The following is a 24392-nucleotide window of genomic DNA, read 5'->3' as shown; positions in this document are numbered from 1 at the left end:
GCCCGGTGGCGGAGCCGGTGGCACGGTCCGCCCACAGGTGGGTAGCGCGATCAGGCCGGTTTTCGCGCACTCGGGCGGTGGCCTGCGGGCCGCGCCGTCCGAGGCGCGCTGCCGTCACCCGGGACGCCGAGGACCTATGGCCCCACCGCGAGGGCCGACGTGCCGTCGCCGGAAGACGGTGTGCCGGAAACGCTGGCAGTGTGGTTGCGACCCGAGAGGTGCCGGCGGGTGACATCGGGCGGGTTAGGCGCTCCGACGCGGAGTGGCTCACCGGGTTGGACGCGTGGTGGCGCGCCGCGAACTACCTCGCGGTGGGGCAGATCTACCTGCTGGACAACCCCTTGCTCGGCGAGCCCCTCGTGGCGGAACACGTCAAGCCCCGCTTGCTCGGCCACTGGGGGACGGTGCCGGGCCTGACCCTCACCTACGCCCACCTCAACCGCGTCATCCGCGAGACCTCGGCGAACGTTCTGTTCGTCGCGGGCCCGGGACACGGGTCCGCGGCACTCAACGCCGCCGCGTGGCTGGAGGGAACCTACTCGGAGTGCCATCCCGACGTCGCGCGTGACGAGGAGGGCATGCGGCGGTTGTTCCGCCAGTTCTCCTTCCCCGGCGGGGTGCCGAGCCACGCGTCACCTCATGTGCCCGGGTCCATCCACGAGGGCGGAGAGCTGGGATACGCGTTGGCCCACGCCACGGGTGCCGCTCTCGACAAGCCCGGCCTGGTGGTGGCCTGCGTGATCGGGGACGGAGAGGCCGAGACCGGTCCGTTGGCGGCGAGCTGGCAGGCACCTGCCTTCCTCGACCCGGTCGAGGACGGCCAGGTGCTGCCGATCCTGCACCTGAACGGGTACAAGATCGCCAACCCCACGGTGCTGTCGCGGTTGCCACGCGAGGACCTCCGGTCGTTCGTCCGCGGCCACGGCTGGGAGCCGATCGAGGTGGAGGGCACCGACCCGACCGCCGTGCACGAGGCCTACGCGGCGGCGCTCGACGAGTGTCTCGTCCGGATGGCGGAAGGGCGGCGGCCCGTGGTCCTGCTCCGCACGCCCAAGGGGTGGACCGGCCCGGCCCTGCGCGACGGGGAGCCGGTGGAGGGCACCTGGCGCTCGCATCAGGTGCCGTTGCCCGGAGTCCGCCACGACCCGCGGCAGCTACTGCAGTTGGAGCGGTGGTTGCGTTCCTACCGACCCGACGAGTTGTTCGACCGGGACGGTTCCCCGGCTCCGCTGGTGGAGGCACACTGTCCGGAACCCGAGCTGCGCATGAGCGCCAACCCCCTGGCACACGGCTGGGTGCAGCGGGAGCTGCGCCTGCCGCCGGTGGCCGCGCACGCCGTCGACGTGCGCGCGCCCGGCGGGCGCGACGCCGAGTCGACCCGCGCGCTGGGGCGCTACCTGCGCGACGCGATGCGCCTCAACGCAGGCCGCGGGAACCTGTTGCTGTTCTCGCCGGACGAGCACGCCTCCAACCGGCTCGACGCGGTGTTCGAGGTGACGGGCCGCCGCTGGCGGTTGCCCACGCTCCCCGGCGACGATCACCTCGACCCCGATGGCCGGGTGTTCGAGATCCTGTCCGAGCACCTGTGCCAGGGTTGGTTGGAGGGCTACCTCCTGACCGGTGGGCACGGGTTGTTCTCCAGTTACGAGGCGTTCACGCACCTGGTCGACTCGATGGTCGCCCAGCACGCGAAGTGGCTCCACATGGCGGCCGAAGAGCCCTGGCGCCGCCCGGTGCCGAGCCTCAACTACCTCCTGACCTCCCACGTCTGGCGGCAGGACCACAACGGCGCCTCGCACCAGGACCCTGGCTTCATCGACCACATCCTCAGCAAGCGCGCCGAGATCACCCGGGTCTACCTCCCTCCCGACGCGAACTGCCTGCTGCACGTCGCGGAGCACTGCCTGAGGTCACGGGGACTGGTGAACGTGATCGTCGCGGGCAAGCAGTCGGAACCGCAGTACTTGGACTCCGACGCGGCGCGGGCTCACTGTGAACGCGGGCTCGGCCTGTGGGAGTGGGCGAGCACGGACCACGAAGGGGGAACCGACGTGGTGCTCGCCTGTGCGGGAGACGTGCCGACCCAGGAAACCGTCGCGGCGGTGCACGTCCTCCGGGAACTCGTGCCGGATCTCCGGATCCGCGTCGTCAACGTGGTGGACCTGACCCGCCTGCCGGTTCCGCACAGGCACCCCCACGGGATGTCCGACCGGGACTACACGGCGGTGTTCACCAGCGACACGCCGGTGATCTTCGCGTTCCACGGCTACCCGTGGTTGATCCACGAACTCACCTACAACCGGCCCAACCACGATCACGTGCACGTCCGCGGCTTCTCGGAGAACGGGGGGACCACGACTCCGTTCGACATGTGCGTGCTGAACGCGATCGACCGTTTCCACCTCGCCCTGGCCGCGCTCGAACGCATTCCCAGAGTCGCCGATCGCCTCGGCACCCTGCGGCAACGGTTGCTCCACCACCTCGACCGCCACCACGACCACATCCGGCGTACCGGTGAGGACCTCCCGGAGATCCGCGACTGGAGGTGGGTGGGCTGATGCGGGTTCTCACCGTCAACCCCGGTTCGTCGAGCCTCAAGCTCGCCGTGGTGGACGGCGGCGTGGTGGCCGCCGAAGAGCACGTCGCGGAGTGGGACGGCGTGACCCGGGACGAGCTGGAGGGCTTCGCGGCGGCACATCCGCCCGTCCACGCGGTGTCGGTCCGTGTCGTACACGGCGGGGACCGGACAACCCCGACGGTGCTCGACGAGGGGAGCCTCGCCGAACTGCGGTGCCAGGTGCCCCTGGCGCCCGTGCACCAGCCGCGGTCGCTGACGCTGGCCCGGCACGCTCTGGACCTGCCTGCCGGCGTTCCGGTGGTGGGGTGTTTCGACACCGCCTTCCACGCCGGCCTGCCCGCGCACGTGGCCACGTACCCGCTGCCTCGGCGGTGGCGGGACCGGTACGGTCTCCGCCGGTACGGCTTCCACGGGCTGTCGCTCGCCCACGCGACCCGCAGGACCGCCGAGCTGCTCGACCGTCCGGTCCGGCGACTGCGGTTGGTGTGTTGCCACCTCGGTGCGGGAGTGTCGGTGACGGCCGTCGTCGGCGGGCGAAGCCTCGACACCTCCATGGGCTTCACCCCGCTCGAGGGCGCCGCCATGGCCACCCGGTGCGGATCGATCGACCCGGGCATACCGCTGTACCTTCTGCGCGAGCACGGGCTGTCCGTGTCCGACGTGGAGGCCGCGCTCAACCGGAATTCCGGGCTCGCGGGGCTTTCCGGGACGAGCGGAGACGTTCGGGAGGTGTTGCGGTCCCGCGCCCGGGGCGACCCCGAGGCGCGGCTGGCTCTCGACGTGTACCTGCACCGGCTTCGCCGGGAGATGGCGGCGCAGGCGGTGTCGGCGGCGGAACCGGACGCCGTCGTGTTGACGGGAGGAGTGGCGGAGCACCAGCCGGGGTTGCGTGCGGAACTCTTCGACGGTGCGTTGCTCGGCGCCCGGGTCGACCCCGCGCGCAACCGCGCGACCGGTGACCGGCTGATCAGCGCGGAGTCCTCCCGGACGGCGGTCGTGCTGGTGACCTGCCGGGAGGAGAACGAACTCGCACGCCTGTGCGAGGAGACGCTGTCCGTGGGGCCGACGGGTGCTCCGGCACCCTCGTGAGGCGATCGAGAGGTCGATCCGATGACCACATCCCGAGTGGAGCCGGTGCGGGTACGGGCGAGACTCGACGCCCCGCTGTCGCGGTGGCTCTGGCTGGTGAAGTGGCTGCTCGCCCTTCCGCACTACCTCGTGCTGTTGTTGCTGGGGATCGCCTTCGTGGTGCTCACGTTCGTGGCGTTCGTGGCGATCCTGGTGACCGGCCGCTACCCCCGCGCGCTCTTCGACTTCAACGTGGGCGTGTTGCGGTGGAGCTGGCGAGTCCAGTACTACTCCTACGCGGCCCTGGGTACCGACCGCTACCCTCCGTTCACGCTCGCCGACGTACCCGACTACCCGGCGCGGCTGGAGATCGACTATCCCGAACGACTGTCCCGCGGACTCGTTCTCGTCAAGTGGTTGCTGGCCTTCCCGCACTACCTCGTGACGGGGTTGTTCCTCGGAGGCGGTCTGTGGGCGCTGTGGCCGGGAGAGGACCAGCCCGGATGGGCGGGGGCAGGGCTGGTCGGCCTGCTCGTGCTCATCGCGGGAGTGGTGCTGCTGTTCACCGGCGACTACCCGCGAGGGGTGTACGACTTCGTCCTGGGCATGGACCGCTGGGTGATCCGCGTGGGCGCCTACGTCGGGCTGCTGACCGACCGTTATCCGCCGTTTCGTCTCGACACCGGTGGTGACGAGCCCGGCCCGGAGGGGGAGCCGGACACGCCCCCACCGGGGCCAGCCGCCACCAGTGGCCGTTCCGGTGGCCATTCCGGTGGCTGGACGGCGGGCCGGGTGGCGTCCGTGATCGTGGGGGCGCTCGTGGCTCTGGCTGCCCTGGGCCTGCTCGTCGGTGGCGCGGTGGCGCTCTGGGCGGACCGGACCCAGCGAGACGACGACGGGTATCTCACCGCGTCGACGACGTTGGTGACGGACACCTACGCCGTGCGCACCGAGCCGGTCGAGTTCGGGGAGGGCGTCGGCGGTTGGTTCGAGTCGGGCCTCGGGGCGGTGCGGGTGAGTGTCACGCCCACGCAGCCGGGGCAGGGCGTGTTCCTGGGGCTGGCGACGGCCGACGACGCCGCGCGGTACCTGCGGGGCACCGGCCACGCGTTCGTCCGCGGCACCACCGGAGACCACGTCGTCACGGAGGTCGTGCGGCCCGGCGGGCCACCCGCCGCGCCCGAGTCCGCCGACATCTGGGTGGCCAGTGCGTCCGGGCCGGGCACCCGGACCGTCGAGACCGATCTGCCGCGTGGTGACTGGGTGCTCGTCGCCCTGAACGAGGACCGCAGCCCCGGTGTGAGCGTGCGTGCCGAAGTGGGCGCCACCGCGCCCATGCTGCCGTGGGTGGCCGGTGTGGCGCTCGGAGCCGGGGCACTGCTTCTGGCCCTCGCCGCGCTGCTGATCGCGATCGCCGCCCGGCGCGCGTCGTCCGGTGCCCGCTCCGACCGCGTCATCTGAGGTCACGGTCGCCGGTGACCATGATCAACCGGATGTCGGCGAAGGAGGCGCTGAGCCGAGGTCGCCGAGGACACCACGGCGAGCGGTGCGGCCAGCCACAGCGGTAGGGCAAGGGGCGAGTGAACTGGCGGGCGAGTCGTCTCGGCCAGTCGGTGCGTCGTTTCCGCCGTAGTTCGTTCGGTCCGTAGATCTCCAGCCGCCGAGCTGCCTTCTCGGCGGGCAGGCCGCCCGGCCTGCTCCGCGGATCTCGCAACAGCAGCGTGACGGATTCCCTCGGATCGCTCTCCGACACGTTCCCAGCCCGACAGCGGGGGTATGCCGGAGGTAGAGCCGAAGGGCCACGTGAGGTGATGGTTCCACGCAGTCGACAGGGGTGACGCGGATGTGTGGCGCGCTGCCGTGATGTCCCGGCATACATGGACGCTGACAGCGGTGTCCGCGCTTCTCGTGGCGGGGTTCGCGGCATGGCCCGCGGGTCTCGGTGTGGAACGGTGGCTGTGGGGAGCGGCGACCGCCGGGGCGCTCGTGCCGTCGGTGGCGCGGGTGGTCGCGGACCTGCGCAGGCGCCGCTACGGGGCGGATCTGCTCGCCGTGCTGGCCCTCGCGGGAACGTTGGCGGTGGGGGAGTACCTCGCCGGTGCGGTCGTCGCGCTCATGGTCGCCACGGGACAGGTTCTGGAGGCCGCCGCGGCCCGCCGGGCGGCGCGAGACCTCTCGGGGCTGCTGGAACGCGCGCCGCGCCAGGCGCACCGCCGTGCGGCGGGCGGGCTCGTGACGGTTCCGGTGGACGAGGTCGGGGTGGACGACGAGGTCGTCGTCCTCTCCGGGGAGATCGTTCCGGTGGACGGGACGCTGCGGGCCGAGGGCGTCCTCGACGAGTCCGCCCTCACCGGGGAGCCCGAACCCGTGGTGCGGCCGTCGGGCGAGACGGTCCGCAGCGGGACGGTCAACGCCGGGCCCGCGGTGGACCTGACGGCGGCGGCGACCGCGGCCGACAGCACGTACGCGGGGATGGTCCGGCTGGCGGAGGAGGCCGCGGCGGAACGCGCGCCCATCGCCCGGCTCGCCGACCGGGTCGCCGGTTGGTTCCTGCCACTCGCGCTGCTCATCGCCGGGAGCGCCTGGCTCGTGTCACGGGACGCCGTCATCGCCGTGGCGGTGCTGGTCACCGCGACCCCGTGCCCGTTGCTGCTCGCCGTGCCGATCGCGGTCACCGGTGGGATGTCCAGGGCGTCGCGGGCCGGGATCGTCGTCCGGGACGGCGCCGCGCTGGAACTGCTGGGCCGGACCACCACGTTGCTCCTGGACAAGACGGGCACGGTGACGGAGGGAAGGCCGGAGATCACCGATGTCGTGTGCGCTCCCGGGGTCACACCGGAGCATGCGCTCCGGCTCGCCGCCGCGGTGGAACAGTACTCCCTGCACGTGCTCGCCGCCGCGGTACTGCGCGCGGCGAGCCGGGCGGGCGTCGAGGTCCACTCCGCCGAGGACGTCTCCGAGAGTCCCGGGCGCGGCGCCACCGGCCGTGTCGGGGGCGAGACGGTCCAGGTCGGACGGATACCGGCCGGAGCGGAGGTTCCCGAGTGGGCCTCGGCGGTGCTGCGCCGAGGACGACTGGACCTGGCGACCGTCATCTGGGTGACCGTCGACGGCGAGCTCACCGCCGCCCTGCTGGGACGCGACCGTATCCGACCCGACGCGGTTCGCACGATGCGGCGACTGCACGCCGCCGGGGTGCGGCGCGTCGTCCTGCTCACCGGTGACCGGGTGGACACCTCGACGGAGGTCGCGGCGATGCTCGGCCTCGACGAGGTACAGGCCGAGGCCACCCCGGAGGACAAGATCAGCCGGGTGCGGCGGGAGGGGGAGCACGGAACCGTCGTGATGGTCGGTGACGGGATCAACGACGCTCCGGCCCTCGCCGTGGCCGACGTGGGAATCGCCCTCGGTTCGCGCGGGTCCACGGCCGCGGTGCAGTCGGCGGACGCGGTGATCGTCGACGACCGGATCGACCGCCTCGCGGACGCCATGGAAATCGCGAGACGGGCACGTCGCGTGGCTTCCCAGAGTGGTGTCATCGGCACCGCACTGTCCCTCGCGGCCATGATCGTGTCGGCACTGGGGGCCTTGGTGCCCGTGGCGGGCGCACTCGTCCAGGAAGCCATCGACGTGGCGGTCATCGTCAACAGCCTTCGGGTGTTGCGCTCCGGAGCACGACGCGGAACCCATCCCGAGGCCGACACCCTCCTGGGACGTTTCGCGGCCGAGCACGAGAGCCTCCAGCCGGTGCGGGCGTCGGTCCGGCAGGCGGCGGACGCGCTCTCGGCCGGTGCGACGCCCGCGGCGGACGCGGCCGTCCGGCGCGCGCACCGGCTGCTCGTCGACGAACTCCTGCCGCACGAGAACGCCGAGGAAACCGAGTTGTATCCCGTGCTGGGCGGGGTGCTCGGCAGCCCGGAGGAGACCGTGACGATGAGCCGGGGCCATGCCGAGATCGCCCGCCTGTGCCGGCGGCTCGGGCGGCATCTCGACACCGCGTCCGACGGAATCGCTCCCGAGCAGATCGACGATCTGCGCGCCACCCTCTACGGCCTCGACGCCGTGCTCACACTCCATTTCGCCCAGGAGGAAGAGGGATACTTCGTCCTACGGGAAGGCGAGTGAGTGACGGGACGGTCGGGTGGCAGCCCCCTTCCGGTGGGATCCGGCCCGGCTCGCGGCTCACCGTGAGGTGGCGAGCTTCGCGGGAACGATCACGACTGGGCAGCGTGCGTGCCGGACGCAGCTCGCCGCGACGCTGCCGAGCAGCACCTCCGACAGCGCGCCGCCCCGGTGACTGCCCACGACGAGCAGGTCCGCGTCCGCCGATGCTTTGATCAGTTCGGTGGCCGGGTCGCCCGTGGCGACCGTCTCCGTCAAGGTGACGTCACCGACCGGCGAAACCGTGTGGGAGACCACGTCGTGCAGGTGAGCCCGCACGCTCTCCTCGTCGGCGACCGGCCGGTGACCGTGAGGTTGGAAGGCGTAGGACGTACCGGGCAGGAACTCGTCCCGCTCCCTGACCGCGATCACCTCCACGTCGCCGCCACGGGACGCCGCTTCCTCCGCGGCCCAGCGCAGGGCGTGTTCGGCCGTGGCCGAGCCGTCGAGACCCACGACGAGCCTGCGAGGCGCTGCCGGGTCGAGGTGAGCCATGCGGTGCCTCCTCCTTACGAGGTCATCGTGGATTCGTGGGGGTGCCGCCTGTAGGGCCCTTGGTCATGTCGTGATCAGGGATTGCGGTCGTCGGTGGACGGCTCGAACCGCCGGTTGGCGGTGTCGGCCAGCGAGTCACGGCGCGCGAGCAGGTCGGCCAGCAGCTCGTCGATCACCTCCAGCGCGTCCTGCGGGTGGCCCGCGTTCAGGTACGTCAGCACGTCCTGACCACGCGTCCGGAGCGCTTCGGGCCAACGCTGCCAGGACACCGCCGCGAGGGTCTCGTCCGGCCGGAAGGTGTCGTCGGGCATGGCGGGAGGCTTCCCCGTACCCGGCGAGCCGTAACGACGCGGGCGGACCCGCTCCGGATTGACGGGGATCACAGCCTTACGGTGGCGATCTGTGACTGCCACATGACCGGCGTGATCGAGGGGTTTCTCGTACTCGCCTGCGTGGTCCTCGTGGGCTACGCGGTGGGGCGAGCCGGTGTGCTCGGTCCGTCCGCCACCGAGGTGCTGTCCCGCACCGCGTTCTTCGTCGCGAGCCCGGCACTGTTGTTCACCACGCTCGCCCGCGCGGACGTCACGGCCGTGTTCTCCGCGAACCTGCTCGTCACCGCCGCGACCAGCTCCCTGGCGTGCCTGCTGTACGTGCCGGTGGGTCGGCTGTGCCGGAGACCGGCGGGGGAGACGGCGATCGGCGCGATGGCCAGCGGCTACGTCAACGCGGGCAACCTCGGCTTGCCGGTCGCCGCGTACGTGTTCGGTGACGCCACGGTGGTCGCCCCCGTGCTGCTGTTCCAGCTCGCGGTCCTGACCCCGGTGTTCACCACGGTGTTCGACGTGGTGTCGGCGCGGCGGGAAGAGAGCAGACCGACGTTGGGGCGCACGGTCACCGCGCCGCTGCGCAACCCGCTCGCCATCGCCTCGGTGCTGGGGCTCCTCGCGACCACGACCGGTCTGACGTTGCCACAGTCGGTACTGGCTCCGGTGGAGCTGCTGGCTGACCTGGCGGTCCCCGCGATGCTGCTGGCGTTCGGCATCTCCCTGCACGGGTCGAGCAGGCCGGGACGCGAGCGGGAGGTCAGGCTGCCGCTCGTGGTGATCGTGTCGTTGAAGAACGTGGTCCACCCGCTGCTGGCACTGGGACTCGGGCTGCTGCTGGGACTGGACGGCACGGAACTGCTGGCCGTGGTGGTCTGCGCCGCGCTGCCCGCCGCGCAGAACGTGTTCGGCTACGCCGTGCGGTTCGGCCACGGCGTCACGCTGGCGCGCGACGCCGTCCTCGTGAGCACCCTCCTGAGCCTCCCGGTGATCTTCACGGCGGTGGCTCTCCTGCTCTGACACCGTGTCCGCAGCCCACGCACGCGTGTCCGCACTTCCCGCACGGGTGTCCGCACTTCCCGTACGTGGGCGTGACCTACCGGAAAGCCGCGAGGCCGGTCCTCACACGTTGTCCGGGCCTGCCGTTCGAGGTGCTGCCGCACTGCGCCGGTCGTCACTCCTCGACGTGGATGGCCAGTGCCGGGCACACCGAGGCGGCGTGCCGGACGTCGGCAGCCACTTCGGCTGGCGGTGCGGCGTCGAGCAGCACCACGACGCCGTCCTCGTCGCGCTGGTCGAACACTTGTTCGGCGGCGACGACGCACTGTCCGGACGCGACGCACTTGTCCTGGTCGACGGTGATCTTCATGACTGTCCTCTCCTCGGGTCACCAGGTCACGGGAAGCTCGTACACGCCGTACACCGAGCCGTCGTGCTTGAACGGCACGCGATCCAGCTCCGTCGCGAGCCGCAGGGTCGGGATGCGCCGGTAGAGGGTGCCGTAGACGACGCTCAACTCCAGCCGCGCGAGTGGCTGGCCGAGGCACTGGTGCACCCCGAACCCGAACGCCACGTGGTGACGGGCGTCGCGGCGCAGGTCGAGTCGATCGGGCTCGGGGAAGGCCTCCGGGTCGCGGTTGCCGATGTCGTTGGGGAAGACGACACCGTCGCCCGCGCGGATGACCTGCCCCGCGAACTCGATGTCGGCGAGCGCGACCCGCCGCCTGCCGTTGTGGGTGATGTGGAGGTAGCGCAGCAGTTCCTCCACCGCCGAGTCGACCACGGCGGGGTCGTCGGCGTCGCGCAGCAGTGCGAGCTGGTCCGGGTGTTCCAGCAGGGCCGCCGTGCCCAGAGCGATCATGTTCGCGGTCGTCTCGTGCCCCGCGATGAGCAGCAGCACGCCCATCCGCGCCGCGTCCTCCCGGGCCAGTTCGCCGGCACGCACGCGTTCGGCGAGCCCGGACAGCAGGTCGTCCTCGGGACCGGCGAGCTTGTCACCCAACAGCCGGTCGAGGTAGGTGGCGAGTTCGCCGAGGGCGGCCATGCGCTCCTGCTGCGAGGAGGTCCGCTTGATGACGACCTTGCTGCGGTCCTGGAAGAAGTCGTGGTCGGAGTACGGGACGCCGAGCAGCTCGCAGATCACCAGCGACGGCACCGGGAGCGCGAACGCCTCCACGAGGTCCACCGGCTTCGGACCCGCCAGCAGGTCGTCGATCAGGCGGTCGACGATGGCCTGTACCCGCGGCCGCATCGCCCGCACCCGGCGGACCGTGAACGGCGCCGTCACCATGCGCCGCAGCCGGGCGTGCTCCGGGTCGTCCATGAGGATGAAGCTGATCGACGAGCCACCGCCTTCGGGGCGCGCTGCCGGGCTCGGGTAGCCGGGCTTCGTGACGTCGGAGCTCATGCGGGGGTCGGCCATCAGTGTGCGCTGGTCGGCGTAGCGCGTGACGAGCCACGGGGTGCTGCCGTCCCACAGCCGCACCTTCGCCAGTGGCGTCCGCTCCTGGAGTTCCCCCAGCTGTGGCGGCGGGTCGAACGGGCAGCCGGGTGCCCGGGACATGGGGTAGTCGGGGATCGCGGTCTCGTCGTGGTCTTCCGCGACGGTGTGTGTCATCGATGTCTCCAGTGATGAGTCGTTCAGACCGCCCGCAACGCGGCGGCGGAGAACGCGTCGGCGACCTCGCCGCGGCGCAGCCGGGTCTGCTTGGGCATCCGCCAGCCGATGACGCCGGTGACGACGCCTGCTCTGGTGCAGCGGACCACGAACCGGCCGTCGGCGGGATCGCCGTCCACCACCGCGATCTCGTCGGCTGCCGAGGGCAGCCCGAACACCTGGATTCTGGTGTCGAACTGGTCGGTCCAGTAGTAGGGGACCGGCGCGTACGGGCGGTCCTCGCCGAGGATGTTCGCGGCGACGACCTGCGCCTGCTCGGTGGCGTTGGTGCGGTTCTCCAACCGCACGGGTGCGCCCAGGCCCGGGTGGTGCCAGCGGGCCACGTCACCGACGGCGTAGACGCCGTCGGCCGCCCGGCAACGGGAGTCGCACACGACGCCGTCGTCGATCGTGAGGCCGCTGCCGTCCAGCCACGCGGTCGCCGGTGCCGCTCCGACGGCCTCGACGACGACCTCGGCGGGCACGACCCGGCCGTCGTCGAGGCGCACGCCCGTGACGTGGCCGTCCTCGCCGACGAAGCCGTCGACGGCGTGCCCGAGAGCCAGCTCGACCCCGTGCTGAACGTGCAGGTCGGCCAGGAGGCCGGACACCAGGGGACCGAGCTGGTTCGCGAGTGGGGCGGGCTGCGGGCCGACCATGGTGACGGCCGCGCCGAGGGTTCGGGCGGTCGCCGCGACCTCGGCCCCGAGGACACCCTCGCCCACCACGACGACCCTGGAGGCCGCGGTCAGCGCGGCACGCAACGTGAGCGCGTCGTCGAGGGTGCGCAGGACGTGCACCCCGGCGAGGTCGCTCTCACCCCGCAACCGTCGCGGCTCGGCACCGGTGGCGAGCACGACGGCGTCGGCGCGCAGTGTCCCGCCGGAGGCGGTGCGCACGACACGGTCGGTGGTGTCGAGCGCCACGGCCGGGTCGCCGAGTAGCAGTTCGGCATCCAATTCGGACAGTGCTTGGTCGCTTCGCAGCCTGGTCCGTTCCGGCTCCCACGTTCCGGCCAGCACCTGTTTCGACAGCGGTGGCCGGTCGTAGGGCGGGTGGGACTCGGCTCCCAGCAGGGTGAGCCGTCCGGCGAACCCCTGCCGTCGCAGTGCGTCGGCCGTCGACAGACCCGCGGCCGACGCGCCGACCACCAGAACGCTGGATGCCGCGCTCATTCCTCGCTCACGGTGATCGCGGCGGCGGGGCAGACACTGGCCGCTTCGCGGGTCACGTCATGCAGTTCCTCACCGGGCTCGGGGTCGAGGAGCACGACGATGCCGTCATCCTCACGCTGGTCGAAAACCTCCGGCGCGAGCAGTACGCACTGTCCCGCGCCGCAGCACTTGTCCTCGTCCACGCTGATCTTCATGTCAATCCTCCGGATCACCGGTTGTCCTTGGGGCGTTGTCGGGGTGTGGCCGGTGCGACCCACAGCCCCACGATGGCGTCGACCAGTCCGGTGGCGGCGTCGCACCAGCTGGCTCGGGGAGTGGTGGTCAGCTCCGCCAGCGCGCGCTCCCGTTCGGCGAACATGTGCACGATCAACTGCCGGGTCATGTCGCCGCGTTCGAGACGGACCTCGACCGGGAGTTCGGGAAGGCAGCGCTGGAGTTCCTCCAGGGTGCGCAACAGGGAGGGGGAGCTCAGCGTCTCCTCGTACATGATCGGCCGGAGCGACGGGTCGGTCATCACCTGCGCGCCGAAGCGCGCGAACCAGGTGGGACTGCCCGACTCGGCGAGGTGCTCGGCGACCGGGCGCACCAGGCACGCGACCCAGTCCCGCGGGTCGGTGGAGCCCGCGGCGTGCGCGACCATGTCGAGCCGCCGCCGCTCGATGTGCTCGTTGTGCCTGCGCACGATGGCGCGGACCAGGTCGACCTTCGTGCCGAAGTGGTACCCGACCGCGGTGTTGTTGCCCTGGCCCGCCGCCTCGCTGATCTGCCGGTTGGACACCGCGGTGACACCGTGTTCGGCGAACAGGCGTTCCGCGGTGTCCAGGATGCGTCGACGGGTGGCGTTCGCCCGTTCGCTCCGGACCGTCCTCACTGCCATGGAGGAATCATCACCAACGTACGGGGAGCGTGGCCAACCCTCCCACCGCGAGACCCTCCACACGCTCCAGGTCGGACGACTCGACGGCGAGCTCCAGCGTGGGGAGGCGGCGCAGCAGTACCTCCAGCGTGGTCTGCAGTTCCGTCCTGGCGAGTGCCTGGCCCAGGCAGGAGTGCGCGCCCGAGCCGAACGTCAGGTGCGGGTTGGGGCTGCGGGAGAGGTCCATCTCGTCCGCGTCGGTGAACGCGTTCTCGTCGCGGTTGGCGGCGCCCATGTTGCACATCACCGTGCTGCCGGTCGGCACGACGGTTCCCGAGATCTCGACGTCCTCACTGATGAAGCGGGGGAGTCCGATGCCGGGGTTGGCGTCGAACCGCAGCGACTCCTCCACCGCCGTGCGCACGAGAGCGGGGTTCGCCACCAGCTGTTCCCAGCGCCGCCGGTCGGCCAGCAGCATGCCCACCATCTTGCTGATCATGTTGGCCGTGGTCTCGTGTCCCGCGACGAGGAGCCCTCGCCCGGTGGCGACCAGTTCGGCGTCGGACATCGGGTCCTCGACGTCCTCGGTGATGAGCGAGCTCAGCAGGTCCTCGCCGGGTTCGGCGCGCCGGGCGGCCACGTGCGCGCTCATGTACTTCACGAACTCGGTCTGCGCGGCGTCGATCTCGGCCTGGCCGTACTTCGTGAGGTTCAGCAGCGTGTCGGACCAGTAGGAGAAGCGGTCGCGGTCGGAGTCGGACACGCCGAGGAGGTCGCAGATCACCCACACCGGCAGCGGGAAGCCCAGACTCGCCTTGAGGTCGGCGGGTTGGCCCCGTTCGAGCATCTCGTCGACGAGCTGGTCGGCCATCGCCTCGATACGGGGCCGCAGGGCGGCCATCCGCTTGGCGGTGAACCAGCGGCCGACCCGGGTGCGCCAGCGCCGGTGTCCCGGGCCGGACTGCGGGATGGTGGAGGCCATCGAGCTGTTGAACACGCCGCCGGACTCGTTCGCCGCGATGCGCGCGGCACCGGCCCGCGTGTCGAGCTGACGCGTGAACCGTGGGTCCGCCAGCACCTTCTTGACGTCGTCGTAGCGCGTGAGAAGCGCTGCTTCGTCCCCGCTCGGGAGTCTGACCTTGGCGACCGGGCATTCCTGTCGCAATCGCGCCCACTCGGCGGGCGGCTCCAGCGCCGTGGGGTTGGGCATCGGGTAGTCCAGCACGGATTCACTGTCAGCCACTGTGCGAGTCCTCTCCGTAGCGACCTCGATACAACGTCAGTGAACCGTGACCGCCGACTTGAGTCAAGCAGTTGACTTAATCAGTGGAGAGAATCGGTACCTCCCGTCACGGACGTCCCCGCCCCCTCACCGCGTCGGCGGTCGCCGCCGCCTCCTGGGGGAGAAGGAGGCGGCGGCTTCCACTGGGACGTGTGCCCGCGGCGGTGGGCGGGTCCGGTCAGTGTGCGCTGGAGGCCGCCCAGAGGTTGATGTCCGACTCGGTGGCGTAGCGGTCGATCTCGGCGAGCTCCTCCCGCGTGAACTCGAGTCCTCCGAGCGCGGCCACGTTGGTCTCCAACTGCTCGACACTGCTCGCGCCCAGCACGACCGACGTCATACGCGGATCCCGCAACGTCCACGCGATGGCGAGCTGTGCCAGCGACTGCCCGCGCCGTGCCGCGATCTCGTTCAGTGCCCGCACCTTCGCGAGGTTGGCATCGGAAAGGAACTCGCCCGGCAGCGAGCTGTCCCGGCTCGCGCGTGATCCCTCGGGCACCCCTCGCAGGTAGCGGTCGGTGAGCAGGCCCTGTGCCAACGGGGAGAACCCGATGCAGCCGGCTCCCTCCTGCTCCAGCACGTCCAGCAGACCGCCCTCGATCCAGCGGTTGAGCATCGAGTACGACGGCTGGTGGATGCGCAGCGGGGTGCCCAGCTCCTTCAGGATCGCCGCGGCCTCGGCCGTCTTCCGGGCGGAGTACGAGGAGATGCCGACGTAGAGCGCCTTGCCCTGCCGCACGGCGGTGTCGAGCGCACCCATGGTCTCCTCGAGCGGGGTGTCGGGGTCGAACCGGTGCGAGTAGAAGATGTCCACGTAGTCCACGCCCAGCCGCTTCAGGCTCGCGTCCAGGCTCGCCAGGAGGTACTTGCGCGAGCCCCAGTCGCCGTAGGGCCCCGGCCACATGTCGTAGCCCGCCTTCGTGGAGATGATCATCTCGTCGCGGTAGGGGCGGAAGTCGGTGGCGAGTACGCGGCCGAAGTTCTCCTCGGCGGAGCCGTAGGGCGGTCCGTAGTTGTTCGCGAGGTCGAAGTGGGTGATCCCGAGATCGAAGGCACGGCGCAGGATCGCGCGCTGGGTCTCCAGCGGCCGGTCGCCGCCGAAGTTGTGCCACAGGCCGAGAGAGATCGCGGGCAGCTTCAACCCCGAACGGCCGGAGCGCCGGTAGGGCATGGAGTCGTAACGCGTGGGGGCGGCAAGGTAGGTCATGGCCGCATCCTCGCACGCGCCGCCGGTGGTCAGCCGGTGGTCGACGGATCGCCGTCCACGGCGGCGGCCAGTCGCGGCACGAGCCGGTCGAGCACGTACGGCAGGCTGAGCACGGACACCTGCGAGAAGGCGTTGCCGAAGTCGTCGTTGTTGTCGACGAGCACCTCCCGCTTCTCCTTCGCGACCCGCAGGGTGCCGTAGAGGGGATCGCGACGCAGCTCCGCGCCCCCGTCGTCCGTGAGCCACACGACGACGTCGTTGTCGAGCACCTCGGCGTTCTCGCTGCCGACACTGGCTCCGAACCGCTCGCCCACGAGAGTGTCCAGATCGGACGGAAGCTCGAAGCCGAGGTCGGTCAGAAGGCGCGTGCGCGGGTCGTCGGCGCCGTAGAGGAAGTACCCCTCCGACAACGCCGCCACGACCGCCGTGGCGTCCTCGAACTCGGGATGCGCGTCGCGGGCCCGTGCCAGCTCCTGATCCACGCCGTCCACGAGCCGTCGTGCTTCGGCGGGCCTGCCCACGGCCTTGCCGACCGTCGTGGTGACCTCCCGCCACGGCGTGCCGAAGTCGGGCCGGTCCGGCGGGGGCGCGATCGTGGGGGCGATCTGGGACAGCACGTCGTAGTCGGCGCGCGAGAGGTCCGAGTACAGGCCGACGATGAGGTCGGGTCGCAGCTCCGCGATCCTCTCGAACTGGATGCCGCCCGTGTTGTCGAGCACCGTCGGGTTCTCCGCGTCACCGAGGGCGTCGCGCGCCCATGGGCCGACGGCACCGGGGTAGTCGCCGAACCAGCGGGTGGTCGCGACCGGCTTCACGCCGAGGGCCAGCAGCGCGTCGTGATCCGTGTAGCCGACGCTGACGACACGGCGTGGTGGGTCGGTGACGGTCGTGGAGCCGTAACGGTGCTCGATGGTGACGGGCAGGCTCCCCGGCTCCGGCTGCACCGCCGGTGGTCCCACGTCCCCGGCGGAGTCCGTGCCGCCGGAGCAGGCTGTCAGCGCCAGGAGGAGGGTGGCGAGGAGGGCACCTGCGAGGTGACGTCCACGATGCGTTACCGGCATGTTGTTAGGTTTGCCTAACCGAACTTCCGCGTCAAGTGGGAGCCGGGCGACGTCACCACCGTCACAGCGGCGTGTCCTCCTGCGTACCGGAACCGCGGACACGCGTACGTGGCCTGCGGACACGAGACGGATGTGCCGTGTCCGCAGGTTGTGCACGCGTGTCCGCGGTTCTCGCGTCAGCGCGGGCGGTGCTCGAAGCGCTCCGGGCGGAACGGCTCCAGCATGGGATGCCGCTGCCCGCTGAGGACCTCGAAGGACACCAGCTCGCCCGCCACGAGCCCCAGCGTCGCGCCGGAGTGGGTGAACGCGACGAAACATCCCGGCACTGTCGCGAGTTCCCCGAACACGGGCTCACCGTCGCCGGGGATCGGTTTGCGGCCCAACTTCCACGACGCCGCCTTCAGCGGCGGACCGTCCAGCACGGCCGACGCCTCGTCAACCAGCTCCGCGACGATGGCCTCGTCGACCCGACACGTCCCGTCGGGATCCTCGGCGATCCGAGACTCGTACCAGCTGTGGTCGAGCACGTAGGTGCCGCCCGGGTTCGGACGCAGAGCCACCCTCGGAGTGTTGAGCACGGCGGTGACGGCCGCGTCGATGGGCTCGGTGGTCACCAGCATCGACAGGGGTGACGCGTCGGGAAGGGTGACGCCCAGCTCGGCGACCACGGCCGGAGTGGCCGCGCCGCAGGCGATCACCACGGCGTCACCGCCGACCTGCCGTCCCCGTTCCGTGGTGACGCCGACGGCGACACCACCGTCCACGACCACCGACGCCCGCCCCGCACCGGTCACGACCGTGCCGCCGTCGTCCGTGAACCGCTGCACCAGGTGGTCGATGAGGTGCGGCAGGGACACCCAGCCCTCGCCCGGGTTGAACACCGCGGGCCCACGCACGGCGTCCGCCCGCACCCGTCCGGCGGCGCCCGGAACGTCCGCGGGCGCCAGCAACCGTGAGTCGTACCCGTGGGCGACCTCGTGCCGGTGACGTCGTTCGGCGCCGTCGTCGTCCGCCCAGAACAGCCCCCCGTCGAAGCGCAGCCAGTCCGCACCGGCACCGGACGCGGCGAGCGTGCGGTAACGATCGATGCCCGCCATCCGCAACGCGTGGTAGGGGGCCGAGCGGGAGCCGGCCGAGTTCAACCAGGACAGCGACCGGCCCGAGGCTCCGCTGGCCAGCTCGGACTCGGTCACCAGCACGACGGAAGCACCGTCGCGTTGCAGGTGCGCGGCGACCGACACACCGATGACGCCGCCACCCACCACGACGACGCGCTGGACGGCCTTGCTGGCTGTGGACACGTTCTCCACCTTCTCTTTCCTCGCCGCGCTCACCGGGTGCCGGACACCCGGTGGGCTTCTTCGATGATCGTGAGAACCTCCACGGCGTCGTGGGGGTCCACGGGAACGTCACCCTCGCCTGCCAGCGCGAGGGCGAGCAGTCGGTAGAACTCGGCGTAGGAGCCCCGCTCGGGCTCCACCCGGCGGACGTCGCCGCCCGCACCGAGCACCCCCCAGTTCTCCTCGGGTTCCCGCGCGTAGCCGTCGTCGGTGGGCAGCACGCCCTCTCGCAGGGCGGCCTCCTGAGGGTCGAGCCCCCACTTGGTGTAGGCCCCTTCCGAACCCAGGACGTGGAAGCGGGGACCCGGCCGCGCGGCCATCGACGACATGGACAGCTGCGACCGGGTTCCGTCGCGGTGCCGCAGCACCACGAGGGTGTCGTCGTCGGCGGCACCGACCGAGCCGGGCGTACGCCGGGTGACGTCCGCCCACACGCTCTCGACCGGACCGAACAACCGGATCGCCTGGTCGATCAGGTGGGTGCCGAGGTCGAACAGGATGCCGCCGCCCTCGGAGACGGGGGTGTCAGCCTTCCAGCTCCGCGGTCCGCCCGGTTTCCACGACTCGAACCGGGACTCGAAGGTGTGCACCCGCCCCAGTTCGCCACGTCCGACGAGCGCGCGCAGCGTCAGGAAGTCGGTGTCCCACCGCCGGTTCTGGAACACCGTCAGCAGCCGCCCGACACTCCGGGCGTGCTCGACGAGGGCCGCGCCCTCCGCGCTGGTGGGAGTGAACGGTTTGTCCACCACGACGTGCAACCCGGCGTCGAGCGCTCGGGTCGCGAGGTCGGCGTGCGTTCCCGGCGGTGTGCCGATGACCACCAGGTCGAGTTCACCGGCCCGCTCGAACACGTCGTCGGCGCTGCCCACGACGGCCACACCGGGGTGGGTGGCACGCGCCTGGGCGGCGCGGTTCGCGTCACCCGTCACGACGACGTCGAGCGAGTACGCCGGATCGCACGCGAGGAAGGGAGCGTGGAACACCCGGCCGGACACCCCGAATCCGAGTACCGCCGTGCGGATCGGCCTGGGAGAGGCCATGACTGTCACCTTTCTGCTGTGGACGTGGTCCTCACTCAAATGTCCGCCAGGTCCTTGCCTCGGGTCTCGGGAAGGCACCACAGTGCGACGTTGGCCACGACGGCCGCCGACACGGCAACCGTGATCATCGCGTTGCCGATGCCGATCGCGGCCGCGGTCTCCCCGACCACGAGCGGACCGAGAGCGCCGACGGCGCGCGAGGTGTTGTAGACGAAGCTCATTCCCGTGGCGCGGATCGGGGTGGGATACAGCTCGGAGAAGAAGGACCCGAGCAGGCCCCCGGTTCCCGCGAACACGATGCCGACCGCGAGCATGACCAGGTAGTTCAGCGCCAGGCTGTGGACCGGCACGAGGACCACCACCAGCGACATGACGATCACGCCGACGTAGTAGAGCTGGAAGGTGGGCCTGCGGCCGATGCGGTCGGCGACGAAACCGGAGACGAACGCTCCCGCGAACGACCCGAGGACGGTCAGCCAGAGGTAGAGGCTGGTGTCGCCGATGTCCAACCCCCGCTCCTCGGAGAGGTAGAGCGGGAAGAAGCTGACCACCGCGTAGTAGTACATCTGGCCGGCGCACTGCAGCACCAGCAGCGGCACCGTCCGCCGCGCGATGCGGCCCCGGAAGAGTTCCAGCAGTTTGGCGCGGTCGAAGCCCTCCGTGGTGTCGGTGGCGGGCCGGGGCGGGTCCTCCACCTTCAACCGGATCACGATCGCGACCGCCGCGGGCACCGTACCCACGACGAAGAGCACCCGCCACGCCACGTCGGGGTCGAGAAGGCTGAAGAGCGCGAAGTAACAGAGCACCGAACCCGCGTAGCCGACGTGGTAGAGGCTCTGCAGCATGGACATCGTGCGGCCCCGCCGCTCCGGCCGGGCGGCTTCCGCCATCATGGACGCGCCTATGGCCCACTCCGATCCGAAGAAGAAGCCTTCGAGGGAACGGAACAGGAGCAACTGCTCGTAGTTCTGGGCGAGCGCGGTGAGTCCCGTGAAGACGGAGAACCCGATCATCACCCAGGTCAGGAGCTTGACGCGGTCGTACCGGTCAGCGAGGACCCCGCCGATGATGCCGCCGAGAGCCGACGCCATCAGGCTGATGGTGACGATCCGGCCGCCGTCGGCGACGTCGAGGTTCAGCGAAACCAGGATCGCGCCCATGGCGAGGGAGAACATCGTGTAGTCGAACCCGTCGAGGGCCCAGCCGACCCCGCAGGCCGCGAACAACCTCCGGTACCGGGACCGCTCGCGGATCTTGCGGTCCTCGGGGGCGACGGGCGGGGACGGGCGCGGGGAGTGGGTGGTCATGGGTGCCTCCCGTCGGTGGGTGGGGTGTCGGGTGCCGCGATCGCCGAGGTGAGGCCGTAGACCTCGTGGGCCGTCTCGGCGGAGATCCGTCCCTCGGCGAGATCTCGCCGTACCTGCTCGGGATCCCGCTCCGCCGGCGGGCCGTAGCCGCCCGCGCCCGCCGTGACGATCGAGACCCGGTCACCGGGTTGGAGCAACGTGTAGCCGTGGGAGATCGGCCGGGCGCCGTCCGACAGCTCCACCCGCGCCCGGGCGCCCGGCAGGCCGTCGGAGAGTCCCCACGGCGCGGACTTCTGGCGGGAGGTGTCGAGCCAGAAGTGCACGTCCCGCTCCTCCACCCGGACCGTGCGTCGGATGCCCATTCCGCCCCGCGTACGGCCGGGGCCGCCGGAGTCGTCCACGAGTGCGTACTCCTCCACGGTCAGGGGGTACTCGGTCTCCAGCGCCTCCACCGGCAGGTTGCTGGTGTTGGTCATGTGGACCTGCACGCCGTCCATGCCGTCCTTGGTGAGGCGGGCACCGCAGCCGCCGCCGATGGTCTCGAGGTAGACGAAGTAGCGCCCCGTCGCCGAGCGCACCCCGGAGAAGTGCACCCCGGTGTTGGCGCCGTTGGACGCCGCCGTCACGGTGTCCGGCACGGCACTCGCCATGGCCCCGTGGATGAGATCGACCACCCGTTGGCAGGTCTCGCTACGACCGTTGACCGCTGCGGGCTCGACGCAGTTGAGCACCGAGCCCTCCGGCGCGGAGATCGAGACGGGCCGGTGCAGGCCGGCGTTGGGCACGATGTCCGGGTCGATGAGCGTCTTCAGCGAGTAGTACACGGCCGCGTACAACGCCGTCCACACGACGTTCACGCTCGCCCGTACCTGCCGGGGAGCGGAGAAGGCGACGTCGATCTCGTCGCCGCGCACGGTGATCCGCACGGCGAGTTCCAGCTCGTCGTCCAGTTCCGGGCAGTCGAAGAGATCGGTGAACTCGTAGACACCGTCGGGCACCTGCCGGAGCGCGGCGCGGGTCCGGCGCTCGGTGTAGTCGAGCAGCGCCTCGCCCGCCCGTAGCAGAGTCGTCGTACCGTACCGCTCGGCGAGTTCGGTGACGCGGGACTCCGCGAGCCGGTTCGCCGCGATCTGGGCCCTGAGGTCGGCCTTCCGCTCGTGCGGCACCTGGCAGTTGAGGAGGATGAGATCGAACAGGTCGGTCTGCAGTTCTCCGCAGCGCAGGAGCCGCACGGGCGGGATGCGCAGGCCCTCCTGGTAGATGTGGGCGTGCCCGCGGTCGCCGAAGTCGGCGTGGTGTGCGAGGTTGGCGACCCACGCGACGAGGTCGCCGTCCACGAACACCGGTGAGGCCAGGACGATGTCCGGGAGGTGGGAACCGCCGCCGGTGAACGGGTCGTTGCCGATGAACATGTCGCCTTCGGCGATCTCGTCGACCGGGTAACGGCGGGTGATCTCGTCCACGATGCCCATCAGCGAGCCCAGGTGCAGCGGTGAGCCGCCCTCGTCCTGGGCGAGCATGCGGCCACGGGAGTCGAAGACCGACGCCGTGCAGTCCCGCCGTTCCTTGATGTTCGTCGAGTAGGACGCCCGTACGAGCGTCTCACCCATCTCCTCGACGATCGACGACAGCGCCGACGAGAGCACCTCGATCAGCACGGGGTCGTGCACGTCGACCCCAGATCGTCCATTAGGCACAGTCACTGGTCCACCTCCACCACGAGGTTGCGAAGTTCGTCCACTGTCGCCACGTCTCCCGGGAGCAGCAGGGTCGTGGCGTCGACCTGCTCGACCACGGCCGGGCCCTCGATGCGGTGACCGGGGCGCAGCAGTGCCCTGTCGTACACCGGGCAGTCCGTGAAGCCGCCGCACTCGGGCAGGTAGACCTCGCGCGTCGTGGCGACGGCCGCGCCGGCGTCGGGCTCGCCCCGTGGCGAACGCACGAGCTCGGCCCTGGCCACCTCGCCGATCGCGCGCATCCGGAAGGTGATCGCCTGCACGGCGTCCTCGTGCGCCGCGTAGCCGTACAGCCGCTCGTGCTCGGCAGCGAACCGTTTCCTCACCTGTACGACGGTGTCGACCGTGAGGTCGGCGTCCGGGACCTCGACCGGGATCTCGTAGTTCTGCCCGGAGTAGCGCATCTCCACCGAGCGTTCCAGGCGCCTGCGGTCCTCGGGCACGTTCTCCGCGTCGAGCCACTCGCGCGCGGCGTCGGCCAGCTCGGAGTAGACCTCGGCGATCGCGGTGGCGGCCCGATCCGCCGTGCCGTCGGTGATGTCGACCGTCCGCGACCGCAGGAAGTCCGCCCTGATGTCGGTCATGAGCAGTCCGGCCGCGCACTGAGTTCCCGGAGTCTCCGGCACGAGGATCGTGCGCATGCCGAGTTCCCGCGCCAACCGAGCCGCGTGCAGTGGTCCGGCACCGCCGAACGGCACCAGTACGTAGTCACGCGGGTCGTAGCCGCGCTGCACCGAGATGACGCGGATGGCGCGGGCCATGTTGGCCGTGACCACCCGTACGATGCCCTGTGCCGCGTCGAGGACGTCCAGGCCGAGAGGTCCGGCCACGCTCGCGACCGCCCGCCGTGCCGCCTCGGCGTCGATGGGCATGCTCCCCCCGAGCAGGTGCTCGGGATTGAGAATGCGCAGCACCACGTTCGCATCGGTGACCGTGGGCTCGTCGCCGCGCCCGTAACAGGCGGGCCCGGGGTCCGCCCCGGCGCTACGCGGTCCGACCTTCAGGGCGCCGCCGGGGTCGATCCAGGCGATCGAACCACCTCCGGCCCCGACGGTGTGGATGTCCAGCATCGGTGCGCGGACGGGCCTGCCACCGATCTCGGTTCCGCTCGTGACCTTCGGCACGCCGTCGCGTACCAGCGACACGTCGGAGGAAGTGCCGCCGACGTCGAACGTGATGATGTCACCGAACCCTGCCGCGCGGGCGATCTCGGCGGCTCCCACGACGCCGGTGCTCGGTCCGGACAGGACCATGCGGGAGGGTGTGCGCTCGGCCGCCTCGAACGGGATGATGCCCCCGTTGGACTGGGTGACATGGGGGACCGCGGTCAACCCGAGCTCGGACAGCCGGGTGCGCAGCCGGGCCAGGTAGCGGGCGACGGCCGGACCGACGTAGGCGTTCACCACCACGGTCGACAGCCGTTCGAACTCGCGGAACTCCGGCAGGACGTCGGAGGACAGGGACACGTAGGCGTCCGGTAGTTCCTCGGCGAGGATCTTTGCCACCTGCTGCTCGTGCTCCGGGTGCACGAAGCTGTACAGCAGGCACACCGCCACGGCCTCGACGCCCTCCGCGGCCAGCCGCCGCGCGAGGACGCGCACCTGGTCCGGGTCCACGGGCCGCTCGACCCGGCCGTCGTGGCGGACACGCTCGGCCACCTCCAGCCGGTGGTTTCGCCGGACGAGGGCCGCGGGTTTGTCGGCCTGCAGGTCGTACAGGCTCGGCCGCCGTCCGCGTCCGAGTTCGAGTAGGTCGCGGAATCCCGCGGTGGTGAGCAGACCGGTGCGGGCGCCGGACTCGGTGAGCAGGGTGTTGGTGCCCACGGTGGTGCCGTGTGCGAAGTAGCCGACCTCCTCCAGCGAGCGGCCGCCTATGTCGTCGAGGATGCGGGTCACTCCCTCGACGATGGCTCTGCCCGGGTCGTCCGGCGTGCTGGGCACCTTGCGGATGTGGAACCGACCGGTGCGCTCGTCCAGTGCGCAGACGTCGGTGAACGTGCCACCGGTGTCGACGCCGATTCGAAGTGTCATGGTTGCTCCGCCTACGTCGCCTCGTGGACTGAGAACCTTCTCAGTGCTCGATGGCTGAGAACCTTCTCAATCGGTGCTAG

General features: G+C 71.0%; 21 protein-coding genes. 5 read left to right on the top strand and 16 right to left on the bottom strand.

Annotation, left to right across the window (positions count from 1 at the left end; all coding sequences use genetic code 11):
• The first annotated feature begins 218 nt into the window (after positions 1-218).
• From SACCYDRAFT_RS14855 to SACCYDRAFT_RS14845, 3 genes are read left to right on the top strand one after another with little or no spacing between them, the layout of a single operon-like run.
• Complete coding sequence (locus SACCYDRAFT_RS14855) at positions 219-2558, top strand: phosphoketolase family protein (RefSeq protein ID WP_005457303.1); 2340 nt, start codon at positions 219-221, stop codon at positions 2556-2558.
• On the top strand, positions 2558-3667 hold the full coding sequence (locus tag SACCYDRAFT_RS14850; RefSeq protein ID WP_005457302.1) for an acetate/propionate family kinase: 1110 nt from the start codon (positions 2558-2560) through the stop codon (positions 3665-3667). The genes SACCYDRAFT_RS14855 and SACCYDRAFT_RS14850 overlap by 1 nt, the downstream gene beginning before the upstream one ends.
• Positions 3668-3688: 21 nt before the next feature.
• Positions 3689-5107 (top strand): DUF4389 domain-containing protein, encoded by a 1419-nt coding sequence (locus SACCYDRAFT_RS14845; RefSeq protein ID WP_005457300.1) that lies wholly within the window; start codon positions 3689-3691, stop codon positions 5105-5107.
• Here SACCYDRAFT_RS14845 and SACCYDRAFT_RS25935 read toward each other — a convergent pair.
• Positions 5100-5399 (bottom strand): cation-transporting P-type ATPase, encoded by a 300-nt coding sequence (locus SACCYDRAFT_RS25935; protein ID WP_232283680.1) that lies wholly within the window; start codon positions 5397-5399, stop codon positions 5100-5102. The two genes, SACCYDRAFT_RS14845 and SACCYDRAFT_RS25935, sit on opposite strands and share 8 nt — an antisense overlap.
• 110 nt (positions 5400-5509) lie before the next feature.
• On the opposite strand from SACCYDRAFT_RS25935, the gene SACCYDRAFT_RS14840 reads away from it, so the two are divergent.
• Entirely contained in the window at positions 5510-7771 is a 2262-nt protein-coding gene (locus SACCYDRAFT_RS14840; RefSeq protein ID WP_043536513.1) for a heavy metal translocating P-type ATPase, read from the top strand.
• A gap of 57 nt (positions 7772-7828) precedes the next feature.
• On the opposite strand, the gene SACCYDRAFT_RS14835 is transcribed toward SACCYDRAFT_RS14840, so the two are convergent.
• A complete protein-coding gene (locus SACCYDRAFT_RS14835) occupies positions 7829-8302 on the bottom strand; it encodes a universal stress protein (RefSeq protein ID WP_005457297.1) in 474 nt (157 codons plus the stop codon).
• Between the two features lie 74 nt (positions 8303-8376).
• Entirely contained in the window at positions 8377-8613 is a 237-nt protein-coding gene (locus tag SACCYDRAFT_RS14830; protein ID WP_005457295.1) for a hypothetical protein, read from the bottom strand.
• A gap of 102 nt (positions 8614-8715) precedes the next feature.
• On the opposite strand from SACCYDRAFT_RS14830, the gene SACCYDRAFT_RS14825 reads away from it, so the two are divergent.
• Positions 8716-9645 carry an AEC family transporter gene (locus SACCYDRAFT_RS14825; protein ID WP_005457294.1) on the top strand — a complete coding sequence of 310 codons (930 nt, stop codon included), beginning with the start codon at positions 8716-8718 and terminating at the stop codon, positions 9643-9645.
• Between the two features lie 154 nt (positions 9646-9799).
• Here SACCYDRAFT_RS14825 and SACCYDRAFT_RS14820 read toward each other — a convergent pair whose 3' ends face one another.
• The 13 genes from SACCYDRAFT_RS14820 to SACCYDRAFT_RS14760 form a co-directional block, all read right to left on the bottom strand.
• Positions 9800-9994 carry a ferredoxin gene (locus SACCYDRAFT_RS14820; RefSeq protein ID WP_005457293.1) on the bottom strand — a complete coding sequence of 65 codons (195 nt, stop codon included), beginning with the start codon at positions 9992-9994 and terminating at the stop codon, positions 9800-9802.
• An 18-nt stretch (positions 9995-10012) separates the two neighbouring features.
• Positions 10013-11242, bottom strand: a complete 1230-nt coding sequence (locus SACCYDRAFT_RS14815) for a cytochrome P450 (RefSeq protein ID WP_005457292.1) — start codon at positions 11240-11242, stop codon at positions 10013-10015.
• A gap of 23 nt (positions 11243-11265) precedes the next feature.
• Positions 11266-12456: an NAD(P)/FAD-dependent oxidoreductase gene (locus tag SACCYDRAFT_RS14810; protein ID WP_005457291.1), complete on the bottom strand. Its 1191-nt coding sequence runs from the start codon at positions 12454-12456 to the stop codon at positions 11266-11268.
• A complete protein-coding gene (locus tag SACCYDRAFT_RS14805; RefSeq protein ID WP_005457290.1) occupies positions 12453-12650 on the bottom strand; it encodes a ferredoxin in 198 nt (65 codons plus the stop codon). The genes SACCYDRAFT_RS14810 and SACCYDRAFT_RS14805 overlap by 4 nt, the downstream gene beginning before the upstream one ends.
• 14 nt (positions 12651-12664) lie before the next feature.
• Positions 12665-13333, bottom strand: coding sequence for a TetR/AcrR family transcriptional regulator (locus SACCYDRAFT_RS14800; RefSeq protein WP_005457288.1), 669 nt, complete (start codon positions 13331-13333; stop codon positions 12665-12667).
• Positions 13334-13343: 10 nt separating this feature from the next.
• A complete protein-coding gene (locus tag SACCYDRAFT_RS14795) occupies positions 13344-14555 on the bottom strand; it encodes a cytochrome P450 (protein ID WP_005457286.1) in 1212 nt (403 codons plus the stop codon).
• A gap of 217 nt (positions 14556-14772) precedes the next feature.
• Positions 14773-15798: an L-glyceraldehyde 3-phosphate reductase gene (mgrA, locus tag SACCYDRAFT_RS14790; RefSeq protein WP_005457283.1), complete on the bottom strand. Its 1026-nt coding sequence runs from the start codon at positions 15796-15798 to the stop codon at positions 14773-14775.
• 29 nt (positions 15799-15827) lie between these two features.
• Entirely contained in the window at positions 15828-16859 is a 1032-nt protein-coding gene (locus tag SACCYDRAFT_RS14785; RefSeq protein ID WP_005457282.1) for an iron-siderophore ABC transporter substrate-binding protein, read from the bottom strand.
• 176 nt (positions 16860-17035) lie between these two features.
• On the bottom strand, positions 17036-18160 hold the full coding sequence (locus tag SACCYDRAFT_RS14780) for an NAD(P)/FAD-dependent oxidoreductase (protein ID WP_043537307.1): 1125 nt from the start codon (positions 18158-18160) through the stop codon (positions 17036-17038).
• Between the two features lie 29 nt (positions 18161-18189).
• A complete protein-coding gene (locus tag SACCYDRAFT_RS14775) occupies positions 18190-19239 on the bottom strand; it encodes a Gfo/Idh/MocA family protein (protein ID WP_005457280.1) in 1050 nt (349 codons plus the stop codon).
• A 35-nt stretch (positions 19240-19274) separates the two neighbouring features.
• Complete coding sequence (locus tag SACCYDRAFT_RS14770; protein WP_005457279.1) at positions 19275-20546, bottom strand: MFS transporter; 1272 nt, start codon at positions 20544-20546, stop codon at positions 19275-19277.
• Complete coding sequence (locus SACCYDRAFT_RS14765) at positions 20543-22249, bottom strand: hydantoinase B/oxoprolinase family protein (RefSeq protein WP_005457277.1); 1707 nt, start codon at positions 22247-22249, stop codon at positions 20543-20545. The genes SACCYDRAFT_RS14770 and SACCYDRAFT_RS14765 overlap by 4 nt, the downstream gene beginning before the upstream one ends.
• Positions 22246-24312: a hydantoinase/oxoprolinase family protein gene (locus tag SACCYDRAFT_RS14760; RefSeq protein WP_005457275.1), complete on the bottom strand. Its 2067-nt coding sequence runs from the start codon at positions 24310-24312 to the stop codon at positions 22246-22248. Before SACCYDRAFT_RS14760 ends, SACCYDRAFT_RS14765 begins: the two co-directional genes overlap by 4 nt.
• Positions 24313-24392: the final 80 nt, after the last annotated feature.

Source organism: Saccharomonospora cyanea NA-134, assembly GCF_000244975.1.
In the GTDB taxonomy this organism is placed as follows: domain Bacteria; phylum Actinomycetota; class Actinomycetes; order Mycobacteriales; family Pseudonocardiaceae; genus Saccharomonospora; species Saccharomonospora cyanea.
This window is presented reverse-complemented; position numbering and strand designations above follow the sequence as displayed.

What these genes read in the sequence shown, in the direction of transcription:
- SACCYDRAFT_RS14850 (WP_005457302.1), top strand. Translation starts at nt 2,558, where the DNA reads ATGCGGGTTCTCACCGTCAACCCCGGTTCGTCGAGCCTCAAGCTCGCC.
- SACCYDRAFT_RS14845 (WP_005457300.1), top strand. Translation starts at nt 3,689, where the DNA reads ATGACCACATCCCGAGTGGAGCCGGTGCGGGTACGGGCGAGACTCGAC.
- SACCYDRAFT_RS14840 (WP_043536513.1), top strand. Translation starts at nt 5,510, where the DNA reads ATGTCCCGGCATACATGGACGCTGACAGCGGTGTCCGCGCTTCTCGTG.
- SACCYDRAFT_RS14835 (WP_005457297.1), bottom strand. Translation starts at nt 8,302, where the DNA reads ATGGCTCACCTCGACCCGGCAGCGCCTCGCAGGCTCGTCGTGGGTCTC.
- SACCYDRAFT_RS14830 (WP_005457295.1), bottom strand. Translation starts at nt 8,613, where the DNA reads ATGCCCGACGACACCTTCCGGCCGGACGAGACCCTCGCGGCGGTGTCC.
- SACCYDRAFT_RS14825 (WP_005457294.1), top strand. Translation starts at nt 8,716, where the DNA reads ATGACCGGCGTGATCGAGGGGTTTCTCGTACTCGCCTGCGTGGTCCTC.
- SACCYDRAFT_RS14820 (WP_005457293.1), bottom strand. Translation starts at nt 9,994, where the DNA reads ATGAAGATCACCGTCGACCAGGACAAGTGCGTCGCGTCCGGACAGTGC.
- SACCYDRAFT_RS14815 (WP_005457292.1), bottom strand. Translation starts at nt 11,242, where the DNA reads ATGACACACACCGTCGCGGAAGACCACGACGAGACCGCGATCCCCGAC.
- SACCYDRAFT_RS14810 (WP_005457291.1), bottom strand. Translation starts at nt 12,456, where the DNA reads ATGAGCGCGGCATCCAGCGTTCTGGTGGTCGGCGCGTCGGCCGCGGGT.
- SACCYDRAFT_RS14805 (WP_005457290.1), bottom strand. Translation starts at nt 12,650, where the DNA reads ATGAAGATCAGCGTGGACGAGGACAAGTGCTGCGGCGCGGGACAGTGC.
- SACCYDRAFT_RS14800 (WP_005457288.1), bottom strand. Translation starts at nt 13,333, where the DNA reads ATGGCAGTGAGGACGGTCCGGAGCGAACGGGCGAACGCCACCCGTCGA.
- mgrA (WP_005457283.1), bottom strand. Translation starts at nt 15,798, where the DNA reads ATGACCTACCTTGCCGCCCCCACGCGTTACGACTCCATGCCCTACCGG.
- SACCYDRAFT_RS14785 (WP_005457282.1), bottom strand. Translation starts at nt 16,859, where the DNA reads ATGCCGGTAACGCATCGTGGACGTCACCTCGCAGGTGCCCTCCTCGCC.
- SACCYDRAFT_RS14775 (WP_005457280.1), bottom strand. Translation starts at nt 19,239, where the DNA reads ATGGCCTCTCCCAGGCCGATCCGCACGGCGGTACTCGGATTCGGGGTG.
- SACCYDRAFT_RS14770 (WP_005457279.1), bottom strand. Translation starts at nt 20,546, where the DNA reads ATGACCACCCACTCCCCGCGCCCGTCCCCGCCCGTCGCCCCCGAGGAC.
- SACCYDRAFT_RS14760 (WP_005457275.1), bottom strand. Translation starts at nt 24,312, where the DNA reads ATGACACTTCGAATCGGCGTCGACACCGGTGGCACGTTCACCGACGTC.